At 65.9% G+C, this 19,806-nt stretch carries 20 protein-coding genes; 16 read left to right on the top strand and 4 right to left on the bottom strand.

Annotated elements, in window-relative coordinates:
• Nucleotides 1-51: 51 nt before the first annotated feature.
• Together ST3T6A_RS0112755 and ST3T6A_RS0112750 are read left to right on the top strand one after the other, a co-directional pair.
• The gene (locus ST3T6A_RS0112755) at nucleotides 52-786 is read left to right on the top strand and encodes a phosphatidylserine decarboxylase (protein ID WP_019833324.1); all 735 of its coding nucleotides are present in this window, start codon (nucleotides 52-54) and stop codon (nucleotides 784-786) included.
• 35 nt (nucleotides 787-821) lie between these two features.
• On the top strand, nucleotides 822-1,634 hold the full coding sequence (locus ST3T6A_RS0112750) for a CDP-alcohol phosphatidyltransferase family protein (protein WP_019833323.1): 813 nt from the start codon (nucleotides 822-824) through the stop codon (nucleotides 1,632-1,634).
• On the opposite strand, the gene ST3T6A_RS0112745 is transcribed toward ST3T6A_RS0112750, so the two are convergent.
• Nucleotides 1,573-1,791: a hypothetical protein gene (locus ST3T6A_RS0112745; protein WP_026359678.1), complete on the bottom strand. Its 219-nt coding sequence runs from the start codon at nucleotides 1,789-1,791 to the stop codon at nucleotides 1,573-1,575. The genes ST3T6A_RS0112750 and ST3T6A_RS0112745 overlap by 62 nt on opposite strands.
• 262 nt (nucleotides 1,792-2,053) lie before the next feature.
• Here ST3T6A_RS0112745 and rpsB point away from each other — a divergent pair, with 262 nt between their 5' ends.
• The 11 genes from rpsB to fabZ all read left to right on the top strand — a co-directional run bounded on the left by rpsB (nucleotide 2,054) and on the right by fabZ (nucleotide 13,077).
• Complete coding sequence (gene rpsB, locus ST3T6A_RS0112740) at nucleotides 2,054-2,806, top strand: 30S ribosomal protein S2 (RefSeq protein WP_026359677.1); 753 nt, start codon at nucleotides 2,054-2,056, stop codon at nucleotides 2,804-2,806.
• Nucleotides 2,807-2,916: 110 nt separating this feature from the next.
• Nucleotides 2,917-3,846 carry a translation elongation factor Ts gene (tsf, locus tag ST3T6A_RS0112735; RefSeq protein ID WP_019833320.1) on the top strand — a complete coding sequence of 310 codons (930 nt, stop codon included), beginning with the start codon at nucleotides 2,917-2,919 and terminating at the stop codon, nucleotides 3,844-3,846.
• A 167-nt stretch (nucleotides 3,847-4,013) separates the two neighbouring features.
• Complete coding sequence (gene pyrH, locus ST3T6A_RS0112730; RefSeq protein ID WP_019833319.1) at nucleotides 4,014-4,736, top strand: UMP kinase; 723 nt, start codon at nucleotides 4,014-4,016, stop codon at nucleotides 4,734-4,736.
• 2 nt (nucleotides 4,737-4,738) lie between these two features.
• Nucleotides 4,739-5,302 (top strand): ribosome recycling factor, encoded by a 564-nt coding sequence (gene frr, locus ST3T6A_RS0112725; RefSeq protein WP_019833318.1) that lies wholly within the window; start codon nucleotides 4,739-4,741, stop codon nucleotides 5,300-5,302.
• A complete protein-coding gene (locus tag ST3T6A_RS0112720) occupies nucleotides 5,299-6,051 on the top strand; it encodes an isoprenyl transferase (RefSeq protein ID WP_019833317.1) in 753 nt (250 codons plus the stop codon). Before frr ends, ST3T6A_RS0112720 begins: the two co-directional genes overlap by 4 nt.
• Nucleotides 6,048-6,836 carry a phosphatidate cytidylyltransferase gene (locus ST3T6A_RS0112715; protein ID WP_019833316.1) on the top strand — a complete coding sequence of 263 codons (789 nt, stop codon included), beginning with the start codon at nucleotides 6,048-6,050 and terminating at the stop codon, nucleotides 6,834-6,836. The genes ST3T6A_RS0112720 and ST3T6A_RS0112715 overlap by 4 nt, the downstream gene beginning before the upstream one ends.
• A 4-nt stretch (nucleotides 6,837-6,840) precedes the next feature.
• Entirely contained in the window at nucleotides 6,841-7,995 is a 1,155-nt protein-coding gene (locus ST3T6A_RS0112710; RefSeq protein WP_019833315.1) for a 1-deoxy-D-xylulose-5-phosphate reductoisomerase, read from the top strand.
• A complete protein-coding gene (locus ST3T6A_RS0112705) occupies nucleotides 7,992-9,125 on the top strand; it encodes a M50 family metallopeptidase (RefSeq protein WP_019833314.1) in 1,134 nt (377 codons plus the stop codon). Before ST3T6A_RS0112710 ends, ST3T6A_RS0112705 begins: the two co-directional genes overlap by 4 nt.
• A gap of 141 nt (nucleotides 9,126-9,266) precedes the next feature.
• Nucleotides 9,267-11,981, top strand: a complete 2,715-nt coding sequence (gene bamA / locus ST3T6A_RS0112700) for an outer membrane protein assembly factor BamA (RefSeq protein ID WP_019833313.1) — start codon at nucleotides 9,267-9,269, stop codon at nucleotides 11,979-11,981.
• Nucleotides 11,981-12,598, top strand: a complete 618-nt coding sequence (locus ST3T6A_RS0112695; protein WP_019833312.1) for an OmpH family outer membrane protein — start codon at nucleotides 11,981-11,983, stop codon at nucleotides 12,596-12,598. Before bamA ends, ST3T6A_RS0112695 begins: the two co-directional genes overlap by 1 nt.
• Nucleotides 12,595-13,077 (top strand): 3-hydroxyacyl-ACP dehydratase FabZ, encoded by a 483-nt coding sequence (gene fabZ, locus ST3T6A_RS0112690; protein ID WP_019833311.1) that lies wholly within the window; start codon nucleotides 12,595-12,597, stop codon nucleotides 13,075-13,077. The genes ST3T6A_RS0112695 and fabZ overlap by 4 nt, the downstream gene beginning before the upstream one ends.
• Nucleotides 13,078-13,113: 36 nt before the next feature.
• Here fabZ and mobA read toward each other — a convergent pair whose 3' ends face one another.
• Nucleotides 13,114-13,638, bottom strand: coding sequence for a molybdenum cofactor guanylyltransferase (gene mobA, locus ST3T6A_RS0112685; protein ID WP_019833310.1), 525 nt, complete (start codon nucleotides 13,636-13,638; stop codon nucleotides 13,114-13,116).
• 98 nt (nucleotides 13,639-13,736) lie between these two features.
• Between mobA and rpmE the strand changes: the two genes are divergently transcribed.
• The gene (gene rpmE, locus ST3T6A_RS0112680; protein ID WP_019833309.1) at nucleotides 13,737-13,967 is read left to right on the top strand and encodes a 50S ribosomal protein L31; all 231 of its coding nucleotides are present in this window, start codon (nucleotides 13,737-13,739) and stop codon (nucleotides 13,965-13,967) included.
• 14 nt (nucleotides 13,968-13,981) lie between these two features.
• Here rpmE and ST3T6A_RS20155 read toward each other — a convergent pair whose 3' ends face one another.
• Nucleotides 13,982-15,166, bottom strand: coding sequence for a CaiB/BaiF CoA transferase family protein (locus ST3T6A_RS20155; protein ID WP_235785793.1), 1,185 nt, complete (start codon nucleotides 15,164-15,166; stop codon nucleotides 13,982-13,984).
• Between the two features lies 1 nt (nucleotide 15,167).
• Entirely contained in the window at nucleotides 15,168-16,358 is a 1,191-nt protein-coding gene (locus tag ST3T6A_RS0112670) for an acyl-CoA dehydrogenase (protein WP_019833307.1), read from the bottom strand.
• Between the two features lie 294 nt (nucleotides 16,359-16,652).
• Between ST3T6A_RS0112670 and ST3T6A_RS0112665 the strand changes: the two genes are divergently transcribed.
• Both ST3T6A_RS0112665 and ST3T6A_RS0112660 read left to right on the top strand, forming a co-directional pair.
• A complete protein-coding gene (locus ST3T6A_RS0112665; protein WP_019833306.1) occupies nucleotides 16,653-19,022 on the top strand; it encodes a TonB-dependent receptor in 2,370 nt (789 codons plus the stop codon).
• Nucleotides 19,023-19,075: 53 nt separating this feature from the next.
• Nucleotides 19,076-19,801, top strand: a complete 726-nt coding sequence (locus ST3T6A_RS0112660; RefSeq protein WP_019833305.1) for a tetratricopeptide repeat protein — start codon at nucleotides 19,076-19,078, stop codon at nucleotides 19,799-19,801.
• Nucleotides 19,802-19,806: the final 5 nt, after the last annotated feature.

The following is a 19,806-nucleotide window of genomic DNA, read 5'->3' as shown; positions in this document are numbered from 1 at the left end:
GAGGCACGGATCAACCGTGACAGAGGATGGGAGACGCCTTAGGTAGACGCGATGACATCCCTTGAAAAACCCGACACCGGCACCAGCACTGTCCGCTGGCGCTTTCCCGCCGTCCACCCCGAGGGCTACAAGTTCGCGGCGATCGCCGGCGCGATCACGGTCGGCCTGTTCCTGCTGCTGCCGCAGGCGTTCGGCTGGCTGGGCGTTGGCATCACGATCTGGGTGCTGGCCTTCTTCCGCGATCCGGTCCGCACGACGCCCAAGGCGCCGGGCATGATCGTCGCCCCGGCGGATGGGCTCGTCACCCTCATCACGACCATGCCGCCGCCGCGCGAGCTGGTGGGCGAGGGCGCGCTGTCGCCGGAGCCGGTGGTGCGCGTGTCGATCTTCATGTCGGTGTTCGACGTGCACATCAATCGCTCGCCGATCGGCGGCACGATCAGCCGCGTCGTCTATATCTCGGGCAAGTTCCTCAATGCCGATCTCGACAAGGCGAGCGAGGAGAATGAGCGCCAGCACATCCTCGTCGAGGATCGCGACGGGCTGAAGATCGGCTTCACCCAGATCGCCGGCCTCGTCGCGCGGCGCATCGTGCCGTTCGTGAAGCCGGGCGACATCATCGCCGCCGGCCAGCGCGTCGGCCTGATCCGCTTCGGCAGCCGCGTCGACGTGTATCTCCCGGCCGGCACCGGCTCGCAGGTGCTGCTCGGCCAGCGCACCATCGCGGGCGAGACCGTGCTCGGCGTCGTCGGCCGCGACGATCGGATCGACGGTATCGCGCAGTGAGCGACGCGGACCGCGATCCGAGGATGGGCCCCCGCATGGCGTCGCTCAACGCGCGCTTCCGCGATCGTCCGCGCCGGGGCATCCCGCTGCGCGCGGTTGCCCCCAATGCGGTGACGGCACTGGCGCTGTGCTTCGGCCTGTCAGCCGTGCGCTTCGCAATCGGCAACCAGTGGGAGCAGGCGATCGGCGCCGTGATCGTCGCGGGCGTCCTCGACGGCCTTGACGGTCGCATCGCCCGTCTGCTCAAGGGCGAAAGCCGTTTCGGTGCCGAGCTCGATTCGCTCTCCGACGTGATCGCCTTCGGTGTCTCGCCGGCGGTGGTGCTCTATCTCTGGTCGCTCCAATATATGCCGCAGTTCGGCTGGACGATCGCGCTCGCCCATGCGGTATGCTGCGCGCTGCGCCTCGCCCGCTTCAACGCCCAGATCGACGCGACCGAACAGCCCCGCAAGGCAGCCGGCTTCCTGACCGGCATTCCGGCACCCGGCGGCGCGGGTCTCGCCTTCGTTCCCATCTATCTCTGGCTGGCGACGGGGCAGCTCGATCTGTTCCGGTCGGCCTATTTCGTGGCGCCCTGGACGGCGATGGTCGCCCTCCTGATGGTGTCGAGCGTGCCTACCTATGGCTGGAGTTCGATGCGGCTTCGGCGGGGCATCCGCTTCGGTGCGCTGGTCGTGATCGGATTGCTGGGCGGCGCGCTTGTCAGCGCACCCTGGCCGACCCTGTCGATCGTCGCACTGCTCTATCTGGCGTCCATTCCCCTCGGCATCCGCGCCTATGCCCGTGTCAGGCGGCGCAAATCTGCCGAGCGGGCAGTGCCGCCGGCAGCGGGCGCACCGTTGCCCTGATGCTGACAGGCCGGGCCTCGATCTTCGGAGGCGTGGCCACCGTGATGCGCAGCGCCAGCCGGATCTTGTCGGCACTCTCCGACAGCGTGTGGAGGATCACCGCCAGCGCGCCAAGCGCGATCAGCAGGGAGGCGAGCGAAGCGATAACGTGGACCATGACCTGACCCCTTCATCGTTCTGCCGTCGGTCCGTTCCGACACTCGGCAGCGGCTTGTTCCTGACTTGATCTCTTATGTTCCATGTATGTTCTGTTGTCAAGCGCGGCGGAACATGCGTGTTCGGGTTGATTTCCGGCTCCGAGGGGGTTAAGGGGCCGCCCATTCCACATGCGGGGCGCTCATAACCGGTGCCTGCGGTCGTCTTTGAGGCGGCCTTAGGGTTCCTGCCCCGCAGAGGTTCAACCGGAAGGAGATATCCCCATGGCGGCACCGTCCGTTTCCATGCATCAGTTGCTCGACGTCGGCGCACACTTCGGCCACCAGACCCACCGCTGGAACCCGAAGATGAAGCCCTACATTTTCGGCGATCGCAACGGCGTCCACATCATCGACCTGTCGCAGACCGTTCCGCTCTTCGCGCGCGCTCTGGACTTCATCAACCAGACCGTCGCCCATGGCGGCAAGGTCCTGTTCGTCGGCACCAAGCGCCAGGCGCAGGAGCCGATCGCCGAGGCCGCTCGCGCGTCGGGTCAGCACTTCGTCAACCACCGCTGGCTGGGCGGCATGCTCACCAACTGGAAGACCATCTCGGGCTCGATCAAGCGCTTCAAGGCGCTCGAGGAGCAGCTCGCCGGCGACACCGCGGGCCTCACCAAGAAGGAAGTCCTCCAGCTCACCCGTGAGCGCGACAAGTTCGAGCTCTCGCTCGGCGGCATCCGCGACATGGGCGGCATCCCGGACGTGATGTTCGTGATCGACGCCAACAAGGAAGAGCTGGCGATCAAGGAAGCCAACACGCTCGGCATCCCGGTCGTTGCGATCCTCGACTCGAACGTCTCGCCCGACGGCATCGCCTTCCCGATCCCGGCGAACGACGACGCGAGCCGCGCCATCCGCCTCTACTGCGAGCTGATCGCCGAGGCCGCGACCCGTGGCAACCACGGCGCGCAGGCTGCCCGCGGCGCCGACTTCGGCTCGATGGACGAGCCGCCGGCCGAAGCCGCGCTCGCCTGAACTGATGTCACGCGATCGTAAGATCGCGTCCCTAGCGGCGGGACCATTCCCGCACCCCGTCACCCCGGTTTCGGCCGGGGTGACGATGCACATCTGAAAGGATTACAGACATGGCGGAAATCACCGCTGCCACCGTCAAGGAACTGCGCGATCGCTCGGGCGCCGGCATGATGGACTGCAAGAAGGCGCTGGCCGAGACTGCGGGCGACATGGAAGCCGCCGTTGACTGGCTGCGCTCCAAGGGCCTCGCGGCTGCCGCCAAGAAGTCCAGCCGTACTGCGGCCGAGGGCCTCGTGGGCGTCACTGTCGCCGGCACCAAGGGCGCCGCTGTCGAGGTGAACTCCGAGACCGACTTCGTCGCCAAGAACGACCAGTTCCAGGCGTTCGTCCGCAACGTCGCCGGCATCGCGCTGGAGACGGGCGAGGATATTGAGGCGCTCAAGGCGGCTTCCTATCCGGGCGGCGGCACTGTCGCCGACGCGCTCACCGCCAACGTTGCCACCATCGGCGAGAACCAGACGCTGCGTCGCGCCAAGGTTCTGACCGTTGAGCAGGGCGCGGTCGTTCCCTACGTACACAACCAGGCCGTTCCGGGCATGGGCAAGATCGGCGTGCTCGTCGCGCTCGAGTCCGACGCCGGCGTGGACGTGCTGGAGCCGCTCGGCAAGCAGCTCGCGATGCACATCGCCGCCGCTTTCCCGCAGGCGCTGCACGCCGACCAGCTCGATCAGGACATGATCGAGCGCGAGCGTGGCATCGCCCGTGAAAAGGCGGTCGAGAGCGGCAAGCCGGAGAACATCATCGAGAAGATGGTCGAGGGCGCCGTCCAGAAGTTCAAGAAGGAAGCCGCGCTCCTGTCGCAGCTCTTCGTCATGGACAACAAGACCCCGATCGAAGAGGTCGTGGCGCAGGCGGGCAAGGCCGCCGGCGCCAAGATCGTCCTCAAGGACTATGTCCGCTTCCAGCTCGGCGAAGGCATCGAGAAGGAAGAGAGCGACTTCGCGGCCGAGGTGGCTGCTGCGGCCGGCGTCAAGGCCTAAGCTGCAAACGGATTGCGCCCGTCGGCGCGCGCGTTACCGGAAACGGGCGCGCGGGCCGGCGGGCGTTTTCTTTTCGTGGTGGATGGTGCGTCACGCTGCTTGGCAGGGGCGGGGGGCATCACTAAGGTGCCGCGACTTTCTGTGATCCGATCGGATATATTCCCTGCATGACCCGTCCGCGTTTTCAACGAATCCTGCTCAAGCTCTCGGGCGAGGTGCTGATGGGCTCCGGCCAGTTCGGCATCGACCCGGACACCGTCGCCCGCGTCGCCCGCGAGATCGCCGCCGCCCGTGAAGCCGGGCATGAGCTGTGCGTCGTCGTCGGTGGTGGCAACATCTTCCGCGGCCTCGCCGCCGCCGAGGTCGGCTTCGAGCGCGCGACCGCCGACTATATGGGCATGCTCGCGACCGTGATGAACGCGCTCGCGGTGCAGAACGCGCTGGAGCAGATCGGCGTCGACACCCGCGTGCAGTCGGCCATTCCGATGGCCTCGGTCTGCGAGCCCTTCATCCGCCGCCGCGCCGAGCGTCATCTCGAGAAGGGCCGCGTGGTGATCTTCGCGGCCGGCGTCGGTAGCCCCTTCTTCACCACCGACAGCGGCGCTGCGCTCCGCGCCGCCGAAATGAAGTGTGATGCCATCTTCAAGGGCACCTCGGTCGACGGCGTCTATGATGCCGATCCCAAGAAGGTGCCGGGCGCCAAGCGCTACGATGAAATCGATTTTGGCACCGTGCTGAGCCGCGATCTCAAGATCATGGACGCCAGCGCCATCGCGTTGTGCCGCGACAACAATATCCCGATCGTCGTCTTCAACATCCGCGAGCAGGGCAATCTCGCCCGCGTCCTCGCCGGTGAGGGGACGGCGACGATCGTCCGCAACGGAGAATAAAAATGGCCGGACCCGCATACGACAAGGCTGACCTCGAGCGCCGCATGGCCGGCGCCGTGGAGTCGCTGAAGCATGACCTCCAGGGCCTGCGCACCGGCCGCGCATCGGTTGCGCTGCTCGATCCGGTCACGGTCGAGGTCTATGGCGCGCACATGCCGATCAACCAGGTCGCGACCGTGTCGGCGCCCGAGCCGCGGATGCTCTCGGTGCAGGTGTGGGACAAGTCCAATGTCGGGCCGACCGACAAGGCGATCCGCTCGGCCGGCCTCGGCCTCAACCCGATCGTCGACGGCCAGACGCTGCGCCTGCCGATCCCGGACCTGACCGAGGAGCGCCGCAAGGAACTGGCCAAGCTCTGCGGCCAGTACGCCGAGAAGGCGCGCATCGCGGTCCGCAACGTCCGCCGCGACGGCATGGATAACCTCAAGACCGACGAGAAGAAGAACGGCCTGTCGGAAGACGAGCGCAAGCGCCACGAAGGCGATGTGCAAAAGCTGACCGACAGCACCATCGCCGACATCGACGCGGCGACCGCGGCGAAGGAAAAGGAAATCCTCGGCAAGTGAAGCCGGCCTTTCCCAGCGCCGCCTCCGCCGCGCCGGCGGGGGGCTCGATCGGCCCGGTGCCGCGCCATGTCGCGATCATCATGGACGGCAACGGGCGCTGGGCGAAGGCTCGGCGCCTGCCGCGCGTGGCCGGTCACCGCCAGGGCATCGAGGCGGTGCGCCGGACGATCCGCGCCGCTGGCGATCTCGGCATCGAGGCGCTGACTCTCTACGCCTTCTCTTCCGAGAACTGGCGGCGACCGGCGGCGGAGATCGCGGACCTGATGGGTCTGCTGCGCCACTACATCAAGTCCGAGCTGAACGAGCTGGCGCGCGAAGGCGTGCGGCTGCGCATCATCGGCGACTATCGCAAGCTGGAGCCCGATCTCGTCCAGATGCTGGACGACGCTGTGGAGCGCACGGCGGGCAATACGCGCCTCACGCTCGCCATCGCGCTCAACTATGGCGCGCAGGACGAGCTTCTGCGCGCGACGCGCCGGTTGATGCGCGAGGCGCGGGCAGGGGAGATCGATCCCGACATGCTCGACGACGCGGCCTTCGAGGCGCGTCTCGACACGATCGGCCTGCCGCGGCTGGATCTGCTGATCCGCACGTCGGGCGAGCAGCGTTTGTCCAACTTCCTGCTCTGGCAGGCGGCCTATGCGGAGCTGATCTTCACCGACACGCTCTGGCCGGATTTCGACCGGGATCATCTCGCCGCTGCGATCGAGATGTTCGGCCGGCGCGAGCGGCGGTACGGAGGCCTATGACCGCCGCTGCCGCGTCGGGCCGCCGCTCCGATCTCGCCGTTCGCTCCGTTACCGGCGTCATCCTGATCCTGATTGCCGTCGCCTGCCTGATCTATGGCAGCGATCCGTTCTGGATATTGGCCTCGGCCGCCGGGCTCATCATGGTGGCCGAATGGGCCGGCCTGATCCGTGCGGAGCGCTGGCAGATGTGGCTGACCTTCCTGGGCCTCATGCTGCCGCTCGTTCTCGAACAGCCGCATATCAACGTGCCCGCCCCGGCCAGCTTCTACGGGCTGATCGCTGCGACGGTCGCGGTTGCCGCCACGACGCGGAACCTGCGGCTTGCGGCGGGCATGATCTATGCCGGCCTCCCTGTTCTGTGCCTGTTCTATATCCATGACCAGTATGATGGCGTAGATTTGAGCTTCTGGACGCTGGCCGTGGTGTGGGCGACCGACATCGGTGCCTATTTCGCGGGCCGGTCGATCGGCGGGCCGAAGCTGGCGCCGGTCTGGAGCCCGAACAAGACGTGGGCCGGCCTCATCGGAGGGATGGTGGCGGCAACGGTCGTCGGGCTCGGGCTGGTGGCGGTGCTTCATGTGCAGGTGCGGCTGGCGGCGTTCAGCGGCCTGCTCGCGGTCGCCGCGCAGATGGGCGACCTGTACGAGAGCATGATGAAGCGTCGCGCGGGCGTGAAGGATTCGGGCCGGCTGCTGCCCGGCCATGGCGGCGTGATGGACAGGCTGGACGGCGTGGTGCCGGTGCTCTGCATCGTCGCGCTGATCGTTGCATCAGGGATATTGTGAAACCATGCGGACTGTTACCATCCTCGGGGCAACGGGCTCGGTCGGAGGGTCGACCCTCGATCTCGTCGAGCGCGAGCCCGAGCGTTTCCGGATCGAGGCGCTGACGGCGCACAGCGACGTCGAAGGGCTGGCGGCGATCGCGAAGCGGACCAATGCGAAGATCGCAGTGATCGGCGACGCCAGCCGCTACCAGGCGCTGAAGGATGCGCTCGCGGGTAGCGGTGTCGAGGCGGCGGGCGGGCCGGAGGCGATCGTCGACGCGGCGCGTCGAGGCGCGGACTGGACCATGGCCTCGATCGTCGGTCTCGCGGGTCTGGAGCCGACCATGGCGGCGCTTTCCTGCGGTAAGTCCGTGGCGTTGGCGAACAAGGAGTCGCTGGTTTCGGCGGGTTCGATCATGATTCGGGCGGCCGAATCGGCTGGAGCACGCCTGCTGCCGGTGGATTCCGAGCATAATGCGGTCTTCCAGTGCTACGATCCCGAGCCCGGCCGGGTCAGCCGCATCATCCTGACCGCGAGCGGCGGCCCGTTCCGCACCTGGACGCGCGAGCAGATGCGCGGCGTCACCCCTGCGCAGGCGGTGAAGCATCCCAACTGGTCGATGGGCGCGAAGATCTCGATCGATTCGGCGACGCTTATGAACAAGGGCCTCGAACTCATTGAGGCGCATCATCTTTTCCCGATCGGCGCCGACAAGCTGGATGCGATCATCCATCCGCAGTCGGTGATCCACTCGATGGTGGAATATATCGACGGCTCGGTGCTGGCGCAGCTCGGCGCGCCGGACATGCGCGTGCCCATTGCTCATGCGCTGGCATGGCCGAAGCGCATGGCGACGCCATGCGCGCGCCTTGATCTCGCGGCGGTCGGCAAGCTGGAGTTCGAGGCGCCCGACGAGGAGCGCTTCCCGGCACTCGGGCTCGCCAAGGCGGCGCTGGCCGCCGGCGGCGCGCGCCCGGCCATCCTGAACGCCGCCAACGAGGCGGCGGTCGCCGCATTCCTCAACGGGGCGATCGGTTTTCTGGACATTGCGTCCGTCGTTGCCGAAGTTCTGGCGCAATATGAGCCATCTGCGCCCACGACGCTCGCCGAGGTCGTGGCCATCGACGCCGAGGCCCGCCAAAAGGCGGCAGGCGTGATGCGAAGGATGGCGGCATGACACAGGTCGGTGGGTTCGTCTGGGCGGTGGCATGTTTCCTGCTCGTGATTGGACCCCTGATCTTCATCCATGAGCTTGGCCATTATTTCGTCGGCCGCTGGTTCGGCGTGAAGGCGGACGCCTTCTCGATCGGCTTCGGCAAGGAAATCGTCGGCTGGACCGACAAGCGTGGCACCCGCTGGAAGGTCGCGTGGCTGCCGCTCGGTGGTTATGTCCGCTTCGCGGGCGACATGAACCCGGCGAGCAAGCCGAGCCCGGAGTGGCTCGCTTTGCCGCCGGTCGAGCGAGCCAAGACTTTCCAGGCGAAGCCTGTTTGGCAGCGTTTCCTGATCGTGCTGGCTGGGCCGGCCGTGAACTTCCTGTTCGCCTTCCTCGTGATCGCCGGGATCCTGATGAGCTATGGCGAGCCGGTCACCCAGCCCGTGGTGGCGTTCGTTCAGCCGGGCTCCGGTGCGGCCGCGGCAGGCCTTGTCGCGGGCGATCGCATCGAGCGGGTCGACGGCCAGCATATCCGCCGTTTCGAGGATATCGCGTCCTACACCTTCCTCCATCCCGATGCCGAGCTGCGCATCGATCTCATCCGTAACGGCAGGCCCCTGACAGTGCGGGCGCACACCCATGCGACGATCGAGGAGGACCGCTTCGGCAATCGCGCGCGCAAGGGTGTTCTGGGCATTGCGCCGCATGCCGGGACGGTCCAGCCGGTTCCTCTGCGCGACGTGCCGCAGAGGGCAGCGGGCTATGTCGTGGGCGCCGTCGATACGACGGTGACGGCGATCAAGCAGATCATCCTGGGCACGCGGCCTGCCTCCGAGCTTTCCGGCCCGGTCGGCGTGGCGCGGGCGGCGGGCGAGCAGGCGACGCTCGGCTGGTTTGCGATCGTCCTGCTGATGGCGGGTATTTCGATCAATCTGGGGTTCATCAATCTGCTGCCAATCCCGATGCTCGATGGCGGCCATCTCCTCTTCTATGTGGTCGAGGCAGTGCGCAGGCGGCCTGTCGCGCCGGAGGTTCAGGAGTGGGCGTTTCGATCTGGGCTTGCGCTCCTGCTCGGGCTCATGCTGTTCGTGACGTTCAACGATCTGGGGACGGCGGGGCTGTGGCACAGGTTGGCGAGCCTGATCGGTTGAGGGTGATCGACGGCAAGCAGGATCGAGCCGGGTTGATCGGCCGCGCCTGATCGGGCAGGGGCATAAGACTGGGAGCAGCAGCGGGCATGGCGCATGTGTCATGTCCGTCTTGCAAGCGCGAGGGCGGGTACAAGCGTGAGAATGGAAGGCAAGCACAGCCGGATCGGGTCCGCGCTGCTGATCGGAACGATCCTCGGCACGGGTTATGTGGTTCCGGCTCAGGCCAAGCATGAGGCGCGCCAGCCGCACGGCGTGCCGGTGCCGCTGACGGCAGGCGCTCCGACCGTCGCGGCCCCTGCGCCGGCGACGGCGCAGGAAGTGATCCGCTCGATCAAGGTGACGGGCAACCAGCGCCTCGAATCCGAGACGGTTCTTTCGTACATCAAGCTGCACGTCGGCGACGTCTATACCCGCGAGGACGGCGATACGGCGCTCAAGACGCTGTACGGCACCGAATTGTTCGCGGACGTCACCATTCGCGATGAGAATGCCGGCGATATCGTGATCGCCGTACGCGAGAATCCGGTCGTCAACCGCATCGTGCTGGAAGGCAACAAGCGGCTGAAGTCCGACAAGATCATGCCGGAGATCAAGCTCTCCGCGCGCGAGATCTTCACGCGCTCCAAGGTGCGTGCGGACGTTGGCCGCATCATCGAGCTCTATCGCCGTCAGGGTCGATACGCTGCGACCGTCGAGCCGCAGATGGTGCTGCTCGACCAGAACCGCGTCGACGTGGTGTTCGAGATCCACGAGGGCGACAAGTCCAAGGTCCGCCGGATCAACATCATCGGCAACGAGCATTTCTCGGACAGCCAGATCAAGGCGCAGATGGCGACGAAGGAAGCGACGCTCACGCACTTCCTGTCGTCCGGCACCAGCTATGACCCGGACCGTCTGGCCTATGACCAGCAGAAGCTCCGCCAGTTCTACCTGACGCAGGGCTATGCCGATTTCCGCGTCGTCTCGGCGGTTGCGGAGCTGACGCCCGACAAGAAGGACTTCATCCTCACCTACGTGGTCGAGGAAGGGAAGCGCTACAAATTCGGCAAGCTCGACGTCGAGAGCGACATCCGCGATCTCAATCCGGCGACGCTGCGCTCGCTGATCCGCGTGAAGCCGGGCGACTGGTACAACGCGAAGACGGTGGAAGACACGGTCGATTCGATGACCGAGACGGCCGGCCTGCTCGGCTATGCCTTCGCCAGCATCGAGCCGAACTTCGATCGCGACGGCGACAAGCTGACCATGGGGGTGACCTTCCATGCGAATCAGACGCCGCGCGTCTATGTCGAGCGCATCGACATCAACGGCAACACGCTGACGCAGGACAAGGTCGTCCGCCGCGAGTTCCGTCTGGCGGAGGGCGATGCCTTCAACGGCTTCCAAGTGAAGCGCTCGCGCGATCGCATCCGTTCGCTGGGCTATTTCCAGGAGAAGCTGGAGATCGACCAGAAGCCGGGCTCCGCGCCGGACAAGGTCGTCCTCGAAGCGAACGTGCAGGAGAAGTCGACCGGCCAGCTCCAGGTCTCGGCCGGCTATTCGAGCCTCGAGAAGTTCATCGTCAACCTGTCGATCGAACAGGCCAATTTCCGCGGCAAGGGCCAGACGGTCCGTGCCAGCGCGGACTGGTCGGCCTACTCGAAGTCGGTCAGCCTGGGCTTCACTGAGCCCTATCTGTTCGACAAGAACGTCTCGATCGGCGGCGACGTGTTCCGGCGCGACTATCGCTCGTTCGACTACACGTCCGACAACGACCGCAACACGACCTATAACCAGACGACGACCGGCTTCCAGATTCGCATGGGCATCCCGCTCACGGAATTCTGGTCGATGGCGACGCGCTACGGCCTCAGCCAGGACAAGGTGTCGCTCGACAAGGGCACCTACTACACCGACATCAACGGCGACGGTAAGCTGGAGTGCGATCCCGTGCTGGCGGGCCGCTATCTTTGCGACGCCGTGGGCAACCGGACGACGTCGTCGGTCGGCTACTCGATCGTCTACGACAATCTGAACAACCGCATCCGGCCGACGGCGGGCAACCGCTTCATCTTCAGCCAGGATTTCGCGGGCCTTGGCGGCAGCGTGAAATATGTCCGCACCAACGTGCAGGACGACAAATATCACAACCTCGGCGCGGGCTTCATCCTGAACATCCACGGCGAGGCGGGCTACATCCTGCCTTATGGCTCGAAGCGCTTCGACGACGAGGGCAACGAGGTGGATCGCGTCCGCCTGACGGACCGCTTCTACCTCGGCGAGCCGCAGATTCGGGGCTTTGACATCCGCGGCGTCGGCCCGCGCGTGGTGCGTTATATCTATAATAGCGACGGCACGCTCAACATGACCAAGGACGGCAGGATCCAGGACGACGCGCTCGGTGGGCGCGCTTCCTATCTCGGCCATCTCGAGGTCGAGATCCCGCTCGGCTCGGGCGCGAAGGAAGCCGGGTTCAAGCCCTCGATCTTCGTGGACGCGGGCTCGGTCTTCGGCCTGAAGCATCCGATCACGGAGGACATTCCGGACTCCGCCGATCCGCGCCTCCAGCGTCCGCAGCTCGACGCCAACGGCAACAAGCAGTGCGTCACGCGCGATACCTCGGGCAACGTCACTTCGACTGTTGTCCAACCCGCAGGCGGTTGCGCTGCCGGAAGTTCGCTCTACACTTTCCAGGTGGCCTCGCCGTTCAAGGAAATTTATTACGGCAACAGCTGGAAGCCGCGCGTTTCGGTCGGTTTCGGCGTTTCGTGGAATTCGCCTTTCGGTCCGCTGCGGATTGACATCGCCAAGGCGCTGGTCAAGCAAAAGGGCGACGACACCAAGCTCTTCTCCTTCAACGTGGGAACTCAGTTCTGATGACCAAGATCTTCAAGTCGGCTCTGCTTGTCGCGACCGCGGCTGCTTCGTTCGCCGCCATCCCGGCGCTGGCGGATTCGTCGGTGCTCGTCGTCGATTTCGACCAGGTGTTCCAGAACTCGGCGGCCGCCAAGAGCGGCACGCAGCAGCTTCGCACCAAGTATGACGGCCAGCTCAGCTCGCGCCGCACGGCGTTCCAGTCGGCTGCACAAGCCTACAACACGCAGGTCGAGAGCGCAAAGAAGGTCGCCAAGCCGGGCACGCCGATCCCCGCCGCGACGCAGAGCGCCCTCCAGCAGGCCGGCGAGCGCGCTCAGGCCGCCGAGCAGTCCCTCCAGGAAATCCAGCAGGAAGTGAACCAGGCGGCGGCTTATGTCCGTCAGCAGATCATCGAGCATGCCGGCCCGGTGGCTGAGCAGATCCGCGCCGAGCGCAAGGCCGCGATCGTGATGAGCAAGGACGCGACCCTCGCGTCGGACCCGGCCGCTGACGTGACCACCACGCTGGTGCAGCGTCTTGACGCGTCCTTCCCGACGCCGAGCATCGTCGTGCCGCAGCAGGGCGCTGCCCCGGCCACCACGCCGACCCCGGCCACGAAGGCGACGCAGGGCCGGTGAGCGAAGCCACCGTCTCCGAGGGCGCAGCCATCGGCCCGCTGGATATCCGGCGGGTGATGGCGGCGCTCCCGCACCGTTACCCGATGCTGCTGGTCGACCGGGTCGAGGAGATCATCCCCGGCAAGTCGATCCGCGCGGTCAAGGCCGTGACGTTCAACGAAGGCTTCTTCCAGGGGCACTTCCCGGGGCGTCCGATCATGCCGGGCGTGCTGATCGTCGAGGCTCTGGCTCAGGCGGCGGGCGTACTCGCCGTCGAGAGCCTCGGCCTCGCCGACAGCGGCAAGCTCGTCTATTTCATGGGAATCGAGAACGCCAAGTTCCGCACCCCCGTCGAGCCGGGCGTGCTGCTGACGCTCGAGGTCGAAGTCGTGCAGATGCGCGGCAAGGTCTCGAAGTTCACCGGCAAGGCCTCGATCGAAGGCAAGCTCGCCACCGAGGTGAGCTTCACCGCCATGATCGCGGACCCGCCCGCGGCGTGACGCCACAGCATCCGGCCATCCGGACCTCCTCGTGGGTCAGGATGGCCGGAAAGCGGCCAGATCGGCCGGCGTGTTGATATTGGGAATCGCTTCTTCAATCGCGATCCAGCGGGCATCCATGGACAGCGCCCATGCGCGAACCGACAGGTCCGTCGCGTTTTCCAGATAGCCGGCAAGCCGCGTCGCCAGCCCGCTCTCCCATAGCCCGATAGTCGGCTGTCCGCGCACCAGGGCATTGGGCGTTTTCAGCCGATCCCGGAGATCGACCGGCAGGCCGGGCAGATCGCATCCACTCGTGAGGACGGCGTCGAACCCGTTGCGCTCCGCATAAGCCAGCGCGCCGGCGAGACCTCCCAAGGGCCCGAGCCCCGGAGCCGGCAGATCGGACACCCGTTCCAGCCCCGGCCAGTCGCGCCCCACCACGACCAGCGCGTCACACTGCATGTTCAGCCGCCCCGCGACATGGTCCAGCATCGGACGGCCGTCGATCAACGCCAGGGCCTTGTCCCGCCCGAAGCGACGGGAGGCGCCGCCTGCCAAAATCGCGCCCAATAGCTTCATAGCCGGTATCCCGGCGGGTTGCGTGCAAGGCTCGCTTCGACTATCGGGACCGCCTGCCGGTGCTGGTCGGGAACCAGCGCCTTAATGGAGATTATCCGGTGAAGAAGAACACCCACCCCGATTACCACATGATCAAGGTGCAGATGACCGACGGCACCGTGTTCGAGACCCGCTCCACCTGGGGCGCCGAGGGTGAGACGCTCCTCCTCGACATCGATCCGCTGTCGCACCCGGCCTGGACGGGCGGCCGCGGCCAGCTCCTGGACGCCGGTGGTCAGGTTGCGCGCTTCAACAAGCGCTTCGGCAGCATCAGCCTCACCAAGAAGTAAGCGGGGCGGGGGCCTCACCGGCCCCCTTCCAGTTCGCGTCTTATCGCCGCGCCGTCCGCGTCCAGTCGCGGAGCGGCGCGGTTTGCGTTCTGGCGCTCGCCATCGATCACGATCGGGCTGGCGAGACCGGGAAGCAGGCCATCCGGCCCCGGCGAGGCAATGGCCATGCCACGCGCCACGACCTGCGGGTCAGCGAACACTGCATCCAGAGGGTTGATCGGCCCGCCGGGCACGCCCTCGGCCTCCAGCCGCGCCGCCAGCGTCGCGCGCGTCCAGACCGCCGTTGCGTCCGCCAGCATCGGGATCAGCACGGCCCGGTTGGTCACACGGCCAGCGTTGGTGCGGAAGCGCTCATCCGTTGCCAGGGCGTCGAGCCCGAGGATCGTGCAGAACTTCGCGAACTGGCGGTCGTTGCCCACGGCGACGATGATGTCGCCGTCCGCCGTGCGGAAGCTCTGATAGGGCACGAGGTTCGGATGCGCGTTGCCCATGCGGTTGGGCGCGACACCGCTCGCCATGAAGTTGAGCGCCTGATTGGCCAGCACGCCTACCTGCGAATCCAGCAATGCCATGTCGATGTGCGCGCCCTGTCCGGTGTCGTCGCACCGGCGCAGCGCCGCGAGGATGGCGACGGTCGCATAAAGGCCGGTGAAGATATCGGCATAGGCGACGCCGGCCTTCTGGGGGGCGCCGTCAGGCTCGCCGGTGAGCGACATGGCGCCGCCCATCGCCTGCACGATGAAGTCATAGCCCGCGCGGCTCGCATAGGGGCCGGTCTGGCCGAAGCCGGTGATCGAACAGGTGATGATGCGCGGATTGACCGCCGACAGGCCGGCATGGTCGAGGCCGTATTTCGCCAGTGCGCCGACCTTGAAATTCTCGATCACCACGTCGGCGCGCGCGGCCAGCGCACGGACTTCCGCCTGTCCCTCGGGTGAGGCGATGTCGATCGCGATCGATCGCTTGCCCCGGTTGGTCGCATGGAAATAGGCGGCATCGAGCGAACCGCCCGATGGATCGGTGAGGAAGGGCGGCCCCCAGTGGCGGGTATCGTCCCCCTCCACCGGGCGCTCGACCTTGATGACCTCGGCGCCGAGGTCGGCGAGCAATTGCCCCGACCATGGCCCGGCGAGGATACGCGCCAGTTCGAGGACGCGCACGCCCTCCAATGGCTTGGGGGCGTGCGGTTCGATCGTCACCTCAGAACGCCGCGAGCCCGGTGATCGCACGGCCGAGGATCAGGCCGTGGATGTCGTGCGTGCCCTCGTAGGTGTTCACCGTTTCGAGGTTGGCGGCATGACGGATGACATGGAACTCGGCCGAAATGCCGTTGCCGCCATGCATGTCGCGCGCGACGCGTGCAATGGCGAGCGCCTTGCCGCAATTGTTGCGCTTGGCGAGCGAGATGAGGTCGGGCTGGAGCACGCCCGCTTCCATCCGGCGGCCGATGCGGAGCGAGGCCTGGAGGCCGAGGCCGATCTCGGTCATCATATCGGCAAGCTTGAGCTGCACGAGCTGGCGCCCCGCGAGCGGCGTGCCGAACTGCTTGCGATCGAGCGTGTAGGAGCGGGCGGCCGCATAGCAGGCCTCGGCCGCCCCCATCGCGCCCCAGCCGATGCCGTAGCGCGCGCGGTTGAGACAGCCAAACGGGCCCTTCAGGCCTTCGACGTTCGGGAGCAGCGCATCCTCACCCACCTCGACGCCGTCGAGCACGATCTCGCCGGTGATCGATGCCCGCAGCGACAACTTGCCCTCGATCTTGGGCGTGGAGAAGCCCTTGGCGCCGCGCTCGACGATGAAGCCGCGGATCTTGCCGCCATGCGCGTCGGATTTCGCCCACACCACCGCGAGATCGGCGATCGGCGAATTGGTGATCCACATCTTCGTGCCGTCGAGGCGATAGCCGCCATCGATCCTGGTGGCACGGGTGCGCATTCCGGCAGGGTCGGAGCCGGCATCCGGCTCGGTCAGGCCGAAGCAGCCGATCCACTCGCCGGTCGCGAGTTTCGGCAGATATTTCTTCCGCTGCTCCTCGGAGCCATAGGCATAGATCGGGTGCATCACGAGCGACGACTGCACCGACATCGCAGAGCGGTAGCCGCTGTCCACGCGCTCCACTTCGCGCGCGATCAGACCATAGGCGACATAGCCAAGCTCCGCCCCACCATATTCGTGCGGGATCGTTGCGCCGAGCAGGCCAAGCTCGCCCATCTCGCTCATGATCTCCCGATCGAAGCGCTCGTCGAGGTAGGCCGACGTCACGCGCGGGAGCAGCTTGTCCTGCGCATAGCCATAAGCGGTGTCGCGGACGAGGCGCTCCTCGTCGGTGAGCTGGTCGGAAAGGTCGAAGGGGTCCGCCCAGTCGAGCGGGGTGATGGTGGGTTCGGCCATGGCATCCTCTATTGATTGCCATAGGCCAAAGCGCGTTCCGGGTCGCTTGGCAACCCCCGAGGGTGGTCGTGCAGGGCAAGCCGATGCTGCGGGTCCGCGGGAAGCTGCCCGCTGGGCAACGCCCGCAAAAAATCCGTGCGATCGGAGATGAACGAGAGTTGACTAATGCGAGCCATTTTCAATAAGAGCAGCCCTGCTATTGAAAATTGAATGCAACAAGGGGCTCTCATGTCGTCATCCGCTCTCCGATCCCGCACCTCCGGAGCCAGTTATCTGGCGCTCGGCTGCGTCGGCATGATTTCGTCGGCATTCCCGGCCCATGCGCAATCCGCCCAGGCGGAAGGGGACAAGTCGACCAATCTCGGCGGTGTCACTGTCACCGATACGGCGATCAACGAGGGCAGCTACAAAACTGACCGGCTGGATTCGCCGAAGGCGACGGCGCCGCTGGTCGATACGCCGCGCTCGATCACGGTCATTCCCGCGCAGGTGCTGAAGGACACGGCATCGACCACGTTGACCGAGGCGCTTCGCACCATCCCCGGCATCACCATGGGTGCCGGCGAGGGCGGCAATCCGCTCGGCGATCGCCCCTTCATCCGCGGCTTCGACAGCCAGAACTCGCTCTATCTCGACGGCGTGCGCGATATCGGAGCCTCGACCCGCGAGACTTTCGATGTCGCCTCGATCGAGGTGGTGAAGGGCTCGGACGGCGTCACCAACGGCAGCGGCAATGCCGGCGGTTCGATCAACATCATCAGCAAGCGCCCGACGTCCGAACGCTTCATCCAGGCGGAGGGCAGCTACGGCAGCGATGACTACAAGCGCGCGACCATCGATATCAATCAGCCGCTCAACGACTTCATCGGCGTGCGCCTCAACGCGATGTATCACGATCAGGGTGTCGCGGGACGCGGGCCGATCTATCAGAAGCGCTGGGGCGTGGCGCCGTCGGTGACCTTCGGGTTGAACGGCCCGACGAGCCTCACCTTCGACTATTACCATCTCCACACCAGCGAGCTGCCCGATTCCGGCATCCCCTTCACCTATACGATCGGCAACGAGCCTGCCGGCGTGACGCAGGTCCGTCCCGTGTCGCATTATACCACGATCGACGGACAGACCATCGACGTGCCGCGCAACGCCTTCTACGGCCTCGTCGACCGCGACTTCCGCAAGACCAACGTCAACGAAGCCACGATGCGTTTCCAGCATGAGTTCGGCAACGGCTTCGTCATCCGCAATACCTCGCGTTATTCGCACACCTATCAGGGCTATGTCTGGACACTGCCGGACGATTCCCAGGGCAATGTCGGCAATACCGGCCAGGTCTGGCGCCGTGCCAACACGCGCTATGGCTATTATGAGGGGCTGACCAACCAGACCGATCTCAGCGGCAAGTTCGAGACCGGCGGCATCAAGCACAGCATCACCGGCAGCCTCGAATATAACTGGCAGCAGTCAGCCTATGGCGCGTTCGTGTCGAACGCCGCGACCGGCACGGCCATCGCCACCGGCTCGACGATCAATCCGCGCTGCAATGCCGATACCGTCGCGCGCTATTATTGCACCTCGGTCGGCAATCCCAATCCCTATGATCCGTGGGTCAGCTACACGTCGGACACGTCGACCACCCCGACGCCGATCGTGAAGAGCCTGCCCAAGACCCAGACGCTGTCGCACGCGAGCAACTACTCCGCCTCGCTGTTCGACACGATCACGGTCACCGACTGGCTGCTGTTCAATCTGGGCGGCCGTTACGATCGCTTCTCGACGAGCGCCAGCGCCGGCCTCACCGCGACGGCGACCACGCGGCGGACGTGGATCAACAAGAAAAACAATCTGTGGACCTATCAGGCGGGCGTCGTCGTCAAGCCGATGTCCAACGGCAGCATCTACTTCTCGACGTCGCGTTCGGCGATCCCGCCGGGGTCCTTCCTGTCGCAGGGCTCGGAAGATAATGCCCTCACCACGGCCAACATCGATCCCAACACCTTCAAGGTGCAGAAGACGACGTCTTACGAGGTCGGCACCAAGTGGGATCTGTTCGACAACAACCTCGCGCTGACGCTCGATCTGTTTCAGACCCGGACCGCCAACGCCCGAACCACCAATCCGGACGGCACGCTCTCCTATCTCGGCACCAAGCGCATCCGGGGCGTGGAGCTTTCCTACAACGGCAACATCACGCCGGAATGGAACGTCTTCGGCGGCTACGTCTATATGCCGTCAAAGGTGCTCGATGCCGGCCTGACGGCGACGACCGTGAACGGCGTCACGCTGACGGCGCCGGCCGCGGCCACGGGACATCCGTTCCCGAACACGCCCAAGCATAGCTTCACGACCTTCACCAACTACAACGTGACGCACAAGCTGACCGTCGGCGGTGGCGTGATCTATATGGCAAAGGTCTATGGCAGCTTCACGGATCAGCGCACCATCCAGAACGGTGCGGTGGTCATCACCAAGACGCGCGCCACCTATGTGCCCGACTACTGGCGTTTCGACGCCAACGCCTCCTACCAGCTCACCGATCAGATCGGCCTGCGTCTGAATGCGCTCAATCTCACCAACAAGCGCTATTTCGATCAGACCTATCCGACCCATTATGCCCACCAGGCGGCGGGGCGGACCGTGATCGGCACGCTCAGCGTCCGTTACTGAGGCACATCGAGCGGGGTGGCGCACGCCAGCGTGTCGCCCCGCAGGACCAGACCATGACCGATCTCGAAACGCTCAATCGCATGAACGCGGATGCGCTCCGGACCGCGCTTTCCGGGCCGCCCGAGGAGCTTGCACCTCTGCTGCGCACGGCGGCCGAAGGCGGCGCGGTCGAAGCCCAGCTCCTGCTTGGGCAAATGCTGCTCGACGGCCGAGGGGTGTCCCATCGCCCGGAGGAGGCGCTGCGCTGGTTCGGCGAGGCGGCCAAGGCCGGGCATCCCATGGGCATGAACATGGTGGGCCGTTGCCTGGAGCATGGCTGGGGCACCTCGGTCGATAAGGCGAAGGCGGCTCAATGGTATGAGGCCGCGGCTGATCGCGGTCTCGATTGGGGGCTCTACAATCTCGCGACCCTGCTGTCGTTGGGGGAGGGCGTCGCACAGGATCTGCCGCGCGCGCTGGGGCTTTTCCGGGACGCTGCGGCAAAGGGCCATGCCAAGTCGATGAACATGGTCGGCAGCTTCCATGAAGATGGCTGGGTGGCTCCGGCAGATCGCACGATGGCGGCTCGCCATTATGCGCGAGCGGCGGAAGGGGGCGATTTCCGTGGCCGGTTCAATCATGCCCGGATGCTGATCGAGGATGGCCGGATCGAGGAAGCGCTCGTCTGGCTCCGGCGCGTGCCCGAGACCGCCACGCCTCGCTTCATGGCGCAGATGGATCAGTGGTTGTCCCAACAATCCGATCCGCGTCTTCGCGAACTTGCACTCGACGGAAGGTGATCGAC

The organism is Sphingomonas sp. PR090111-T3T-6A (genome assembly GCF_000383095.1).
GTDB lineage: Bacteria > Pseudomonadota > Alphaproteobacteria > Sphingomonadales > Sphingomonadaceae > Solisphingomonas.
The sequence above is the reverse complement of the archived record's forward strand: the minus strand, read 5'-3'. Positions and strand labels throughout refer to the sequence as shown.

Excerpts from the sequence above, each read along its gene's own strand:
- ST3T6A_RS0112710 (WP_019833315.1), top strand. The coding sequence starts at position 6,841 with ATGCGGACTGTTACCATCCTCGGGGCAACGGGCTCGGTCGGAGGGTCG.
- mobA (WP_019833310.1), bottom strand. The coding sequence starts at position 13,638 with ATGAAGCTATTGGGCGCGATTTTGGCAGGCGGCGCCTCCCGTCGCTTC.
- ST3T6A_RS0112660 (WP_019833305.1), top strand. The coding sequence starts at position 19,076 with ATGACCGATCTCGAAACGCTCAATCGCATGAACGCGGATGCGCTCCGG.
- tsf (WP_019833320.1), top strand. The coding sequence starts at position 2,917 with ATGGCGGAAATCACCGCTGCCACCGTCAAGGAACTGCGCGATCGCTCG.
- frr (WP_019833318.1), top strand. The coding sequence starts at position 4,739 with ATGGCCGGACCCGCATACGACAAGGCTGACCTCGAGCGCCGCATGGCC.
- ST3T6A_RS0112755 (WP_019833324.1), top strand. The coding sequence starts at position 52 with ATGACATCCCTTGAAAAACCCGACACCGGCACCAGCACTGTCCGCTGG.
- ST3T6A_RS0112745 (WP_026359678.1), bottom strand. The coding sequence starts at position 1,791 with ATGGTCCACGTTATCGCTTCGCTCGCCTCCCTGCTGATCGCGCTTGGC.
- pyrH (WP_019833319.1), top strand. The coding sequence starts at position 4,014 with ATGACCCGTCCGCGTTTTCAACGAATCCTGCTCAAGCTCTCGGGCGAG.
- ST3T6A_RS0112695 (WP_019833312.1), top strand. The coding sequence starts at position 11,981 with ATGACCAAGATCTTCAAGTCGGCTCTGCTTGTCGCGACCGCGGCTGCT.
- rpsB (WP_026359677.1), top strand. The coding sequence starts at position 2,054 with ATGGCGGCACCGTCCGTTTCCATGCATCAGTTGCTCGACGTCGGCGCA.
- ST3T6A_RS0112670 (WP_019833307.1), bottom strand. The coding sequence starts at position 16,358 with ATGGCCGAACCCACCATCACCCCGCTCGACTGGGCGGACCCCTTCGAC.
- ST3T6A_RS0112705 (WP_019833314.1), top strand. The coding sequence starts at position 7,992 with ATGACACAGGTCGGTGGGTTCGTCTGGGCGGTGGCATGTTTCCTGCTC.
- bamA (WP_019833313.1), top strand. The coding sequence starts at position 9,267 with ATGGAAGGCAAGCACAGCCGGATCGGGTCCGCGCTGCTGATCGGAACG.
- ST3T6A_RS0112715 (WP_019833316.1), top strand. The coding sequence starts at position 6,048 with ATGACCGCCGCTGCCGCGTCGGGCCGCCGCTCCGATCTCGCCGTTCGC.
- ST3T6A_RS0112750 (WP_019833323.1), top strand. The coding sequence starts at position 822 with ATGGCGTCGCTCAACGCGCGCTTCCGCGATCGTCCGCGCCGGGGCATC.
- ST3T6A_RS0112665 (WP_019833306.1), top strand. The coding sequence starts at position 16,653 with ATGATTTCGTCGGCATTCCCGGCCCATGCGCAATCCGCCCAGGCGGAA.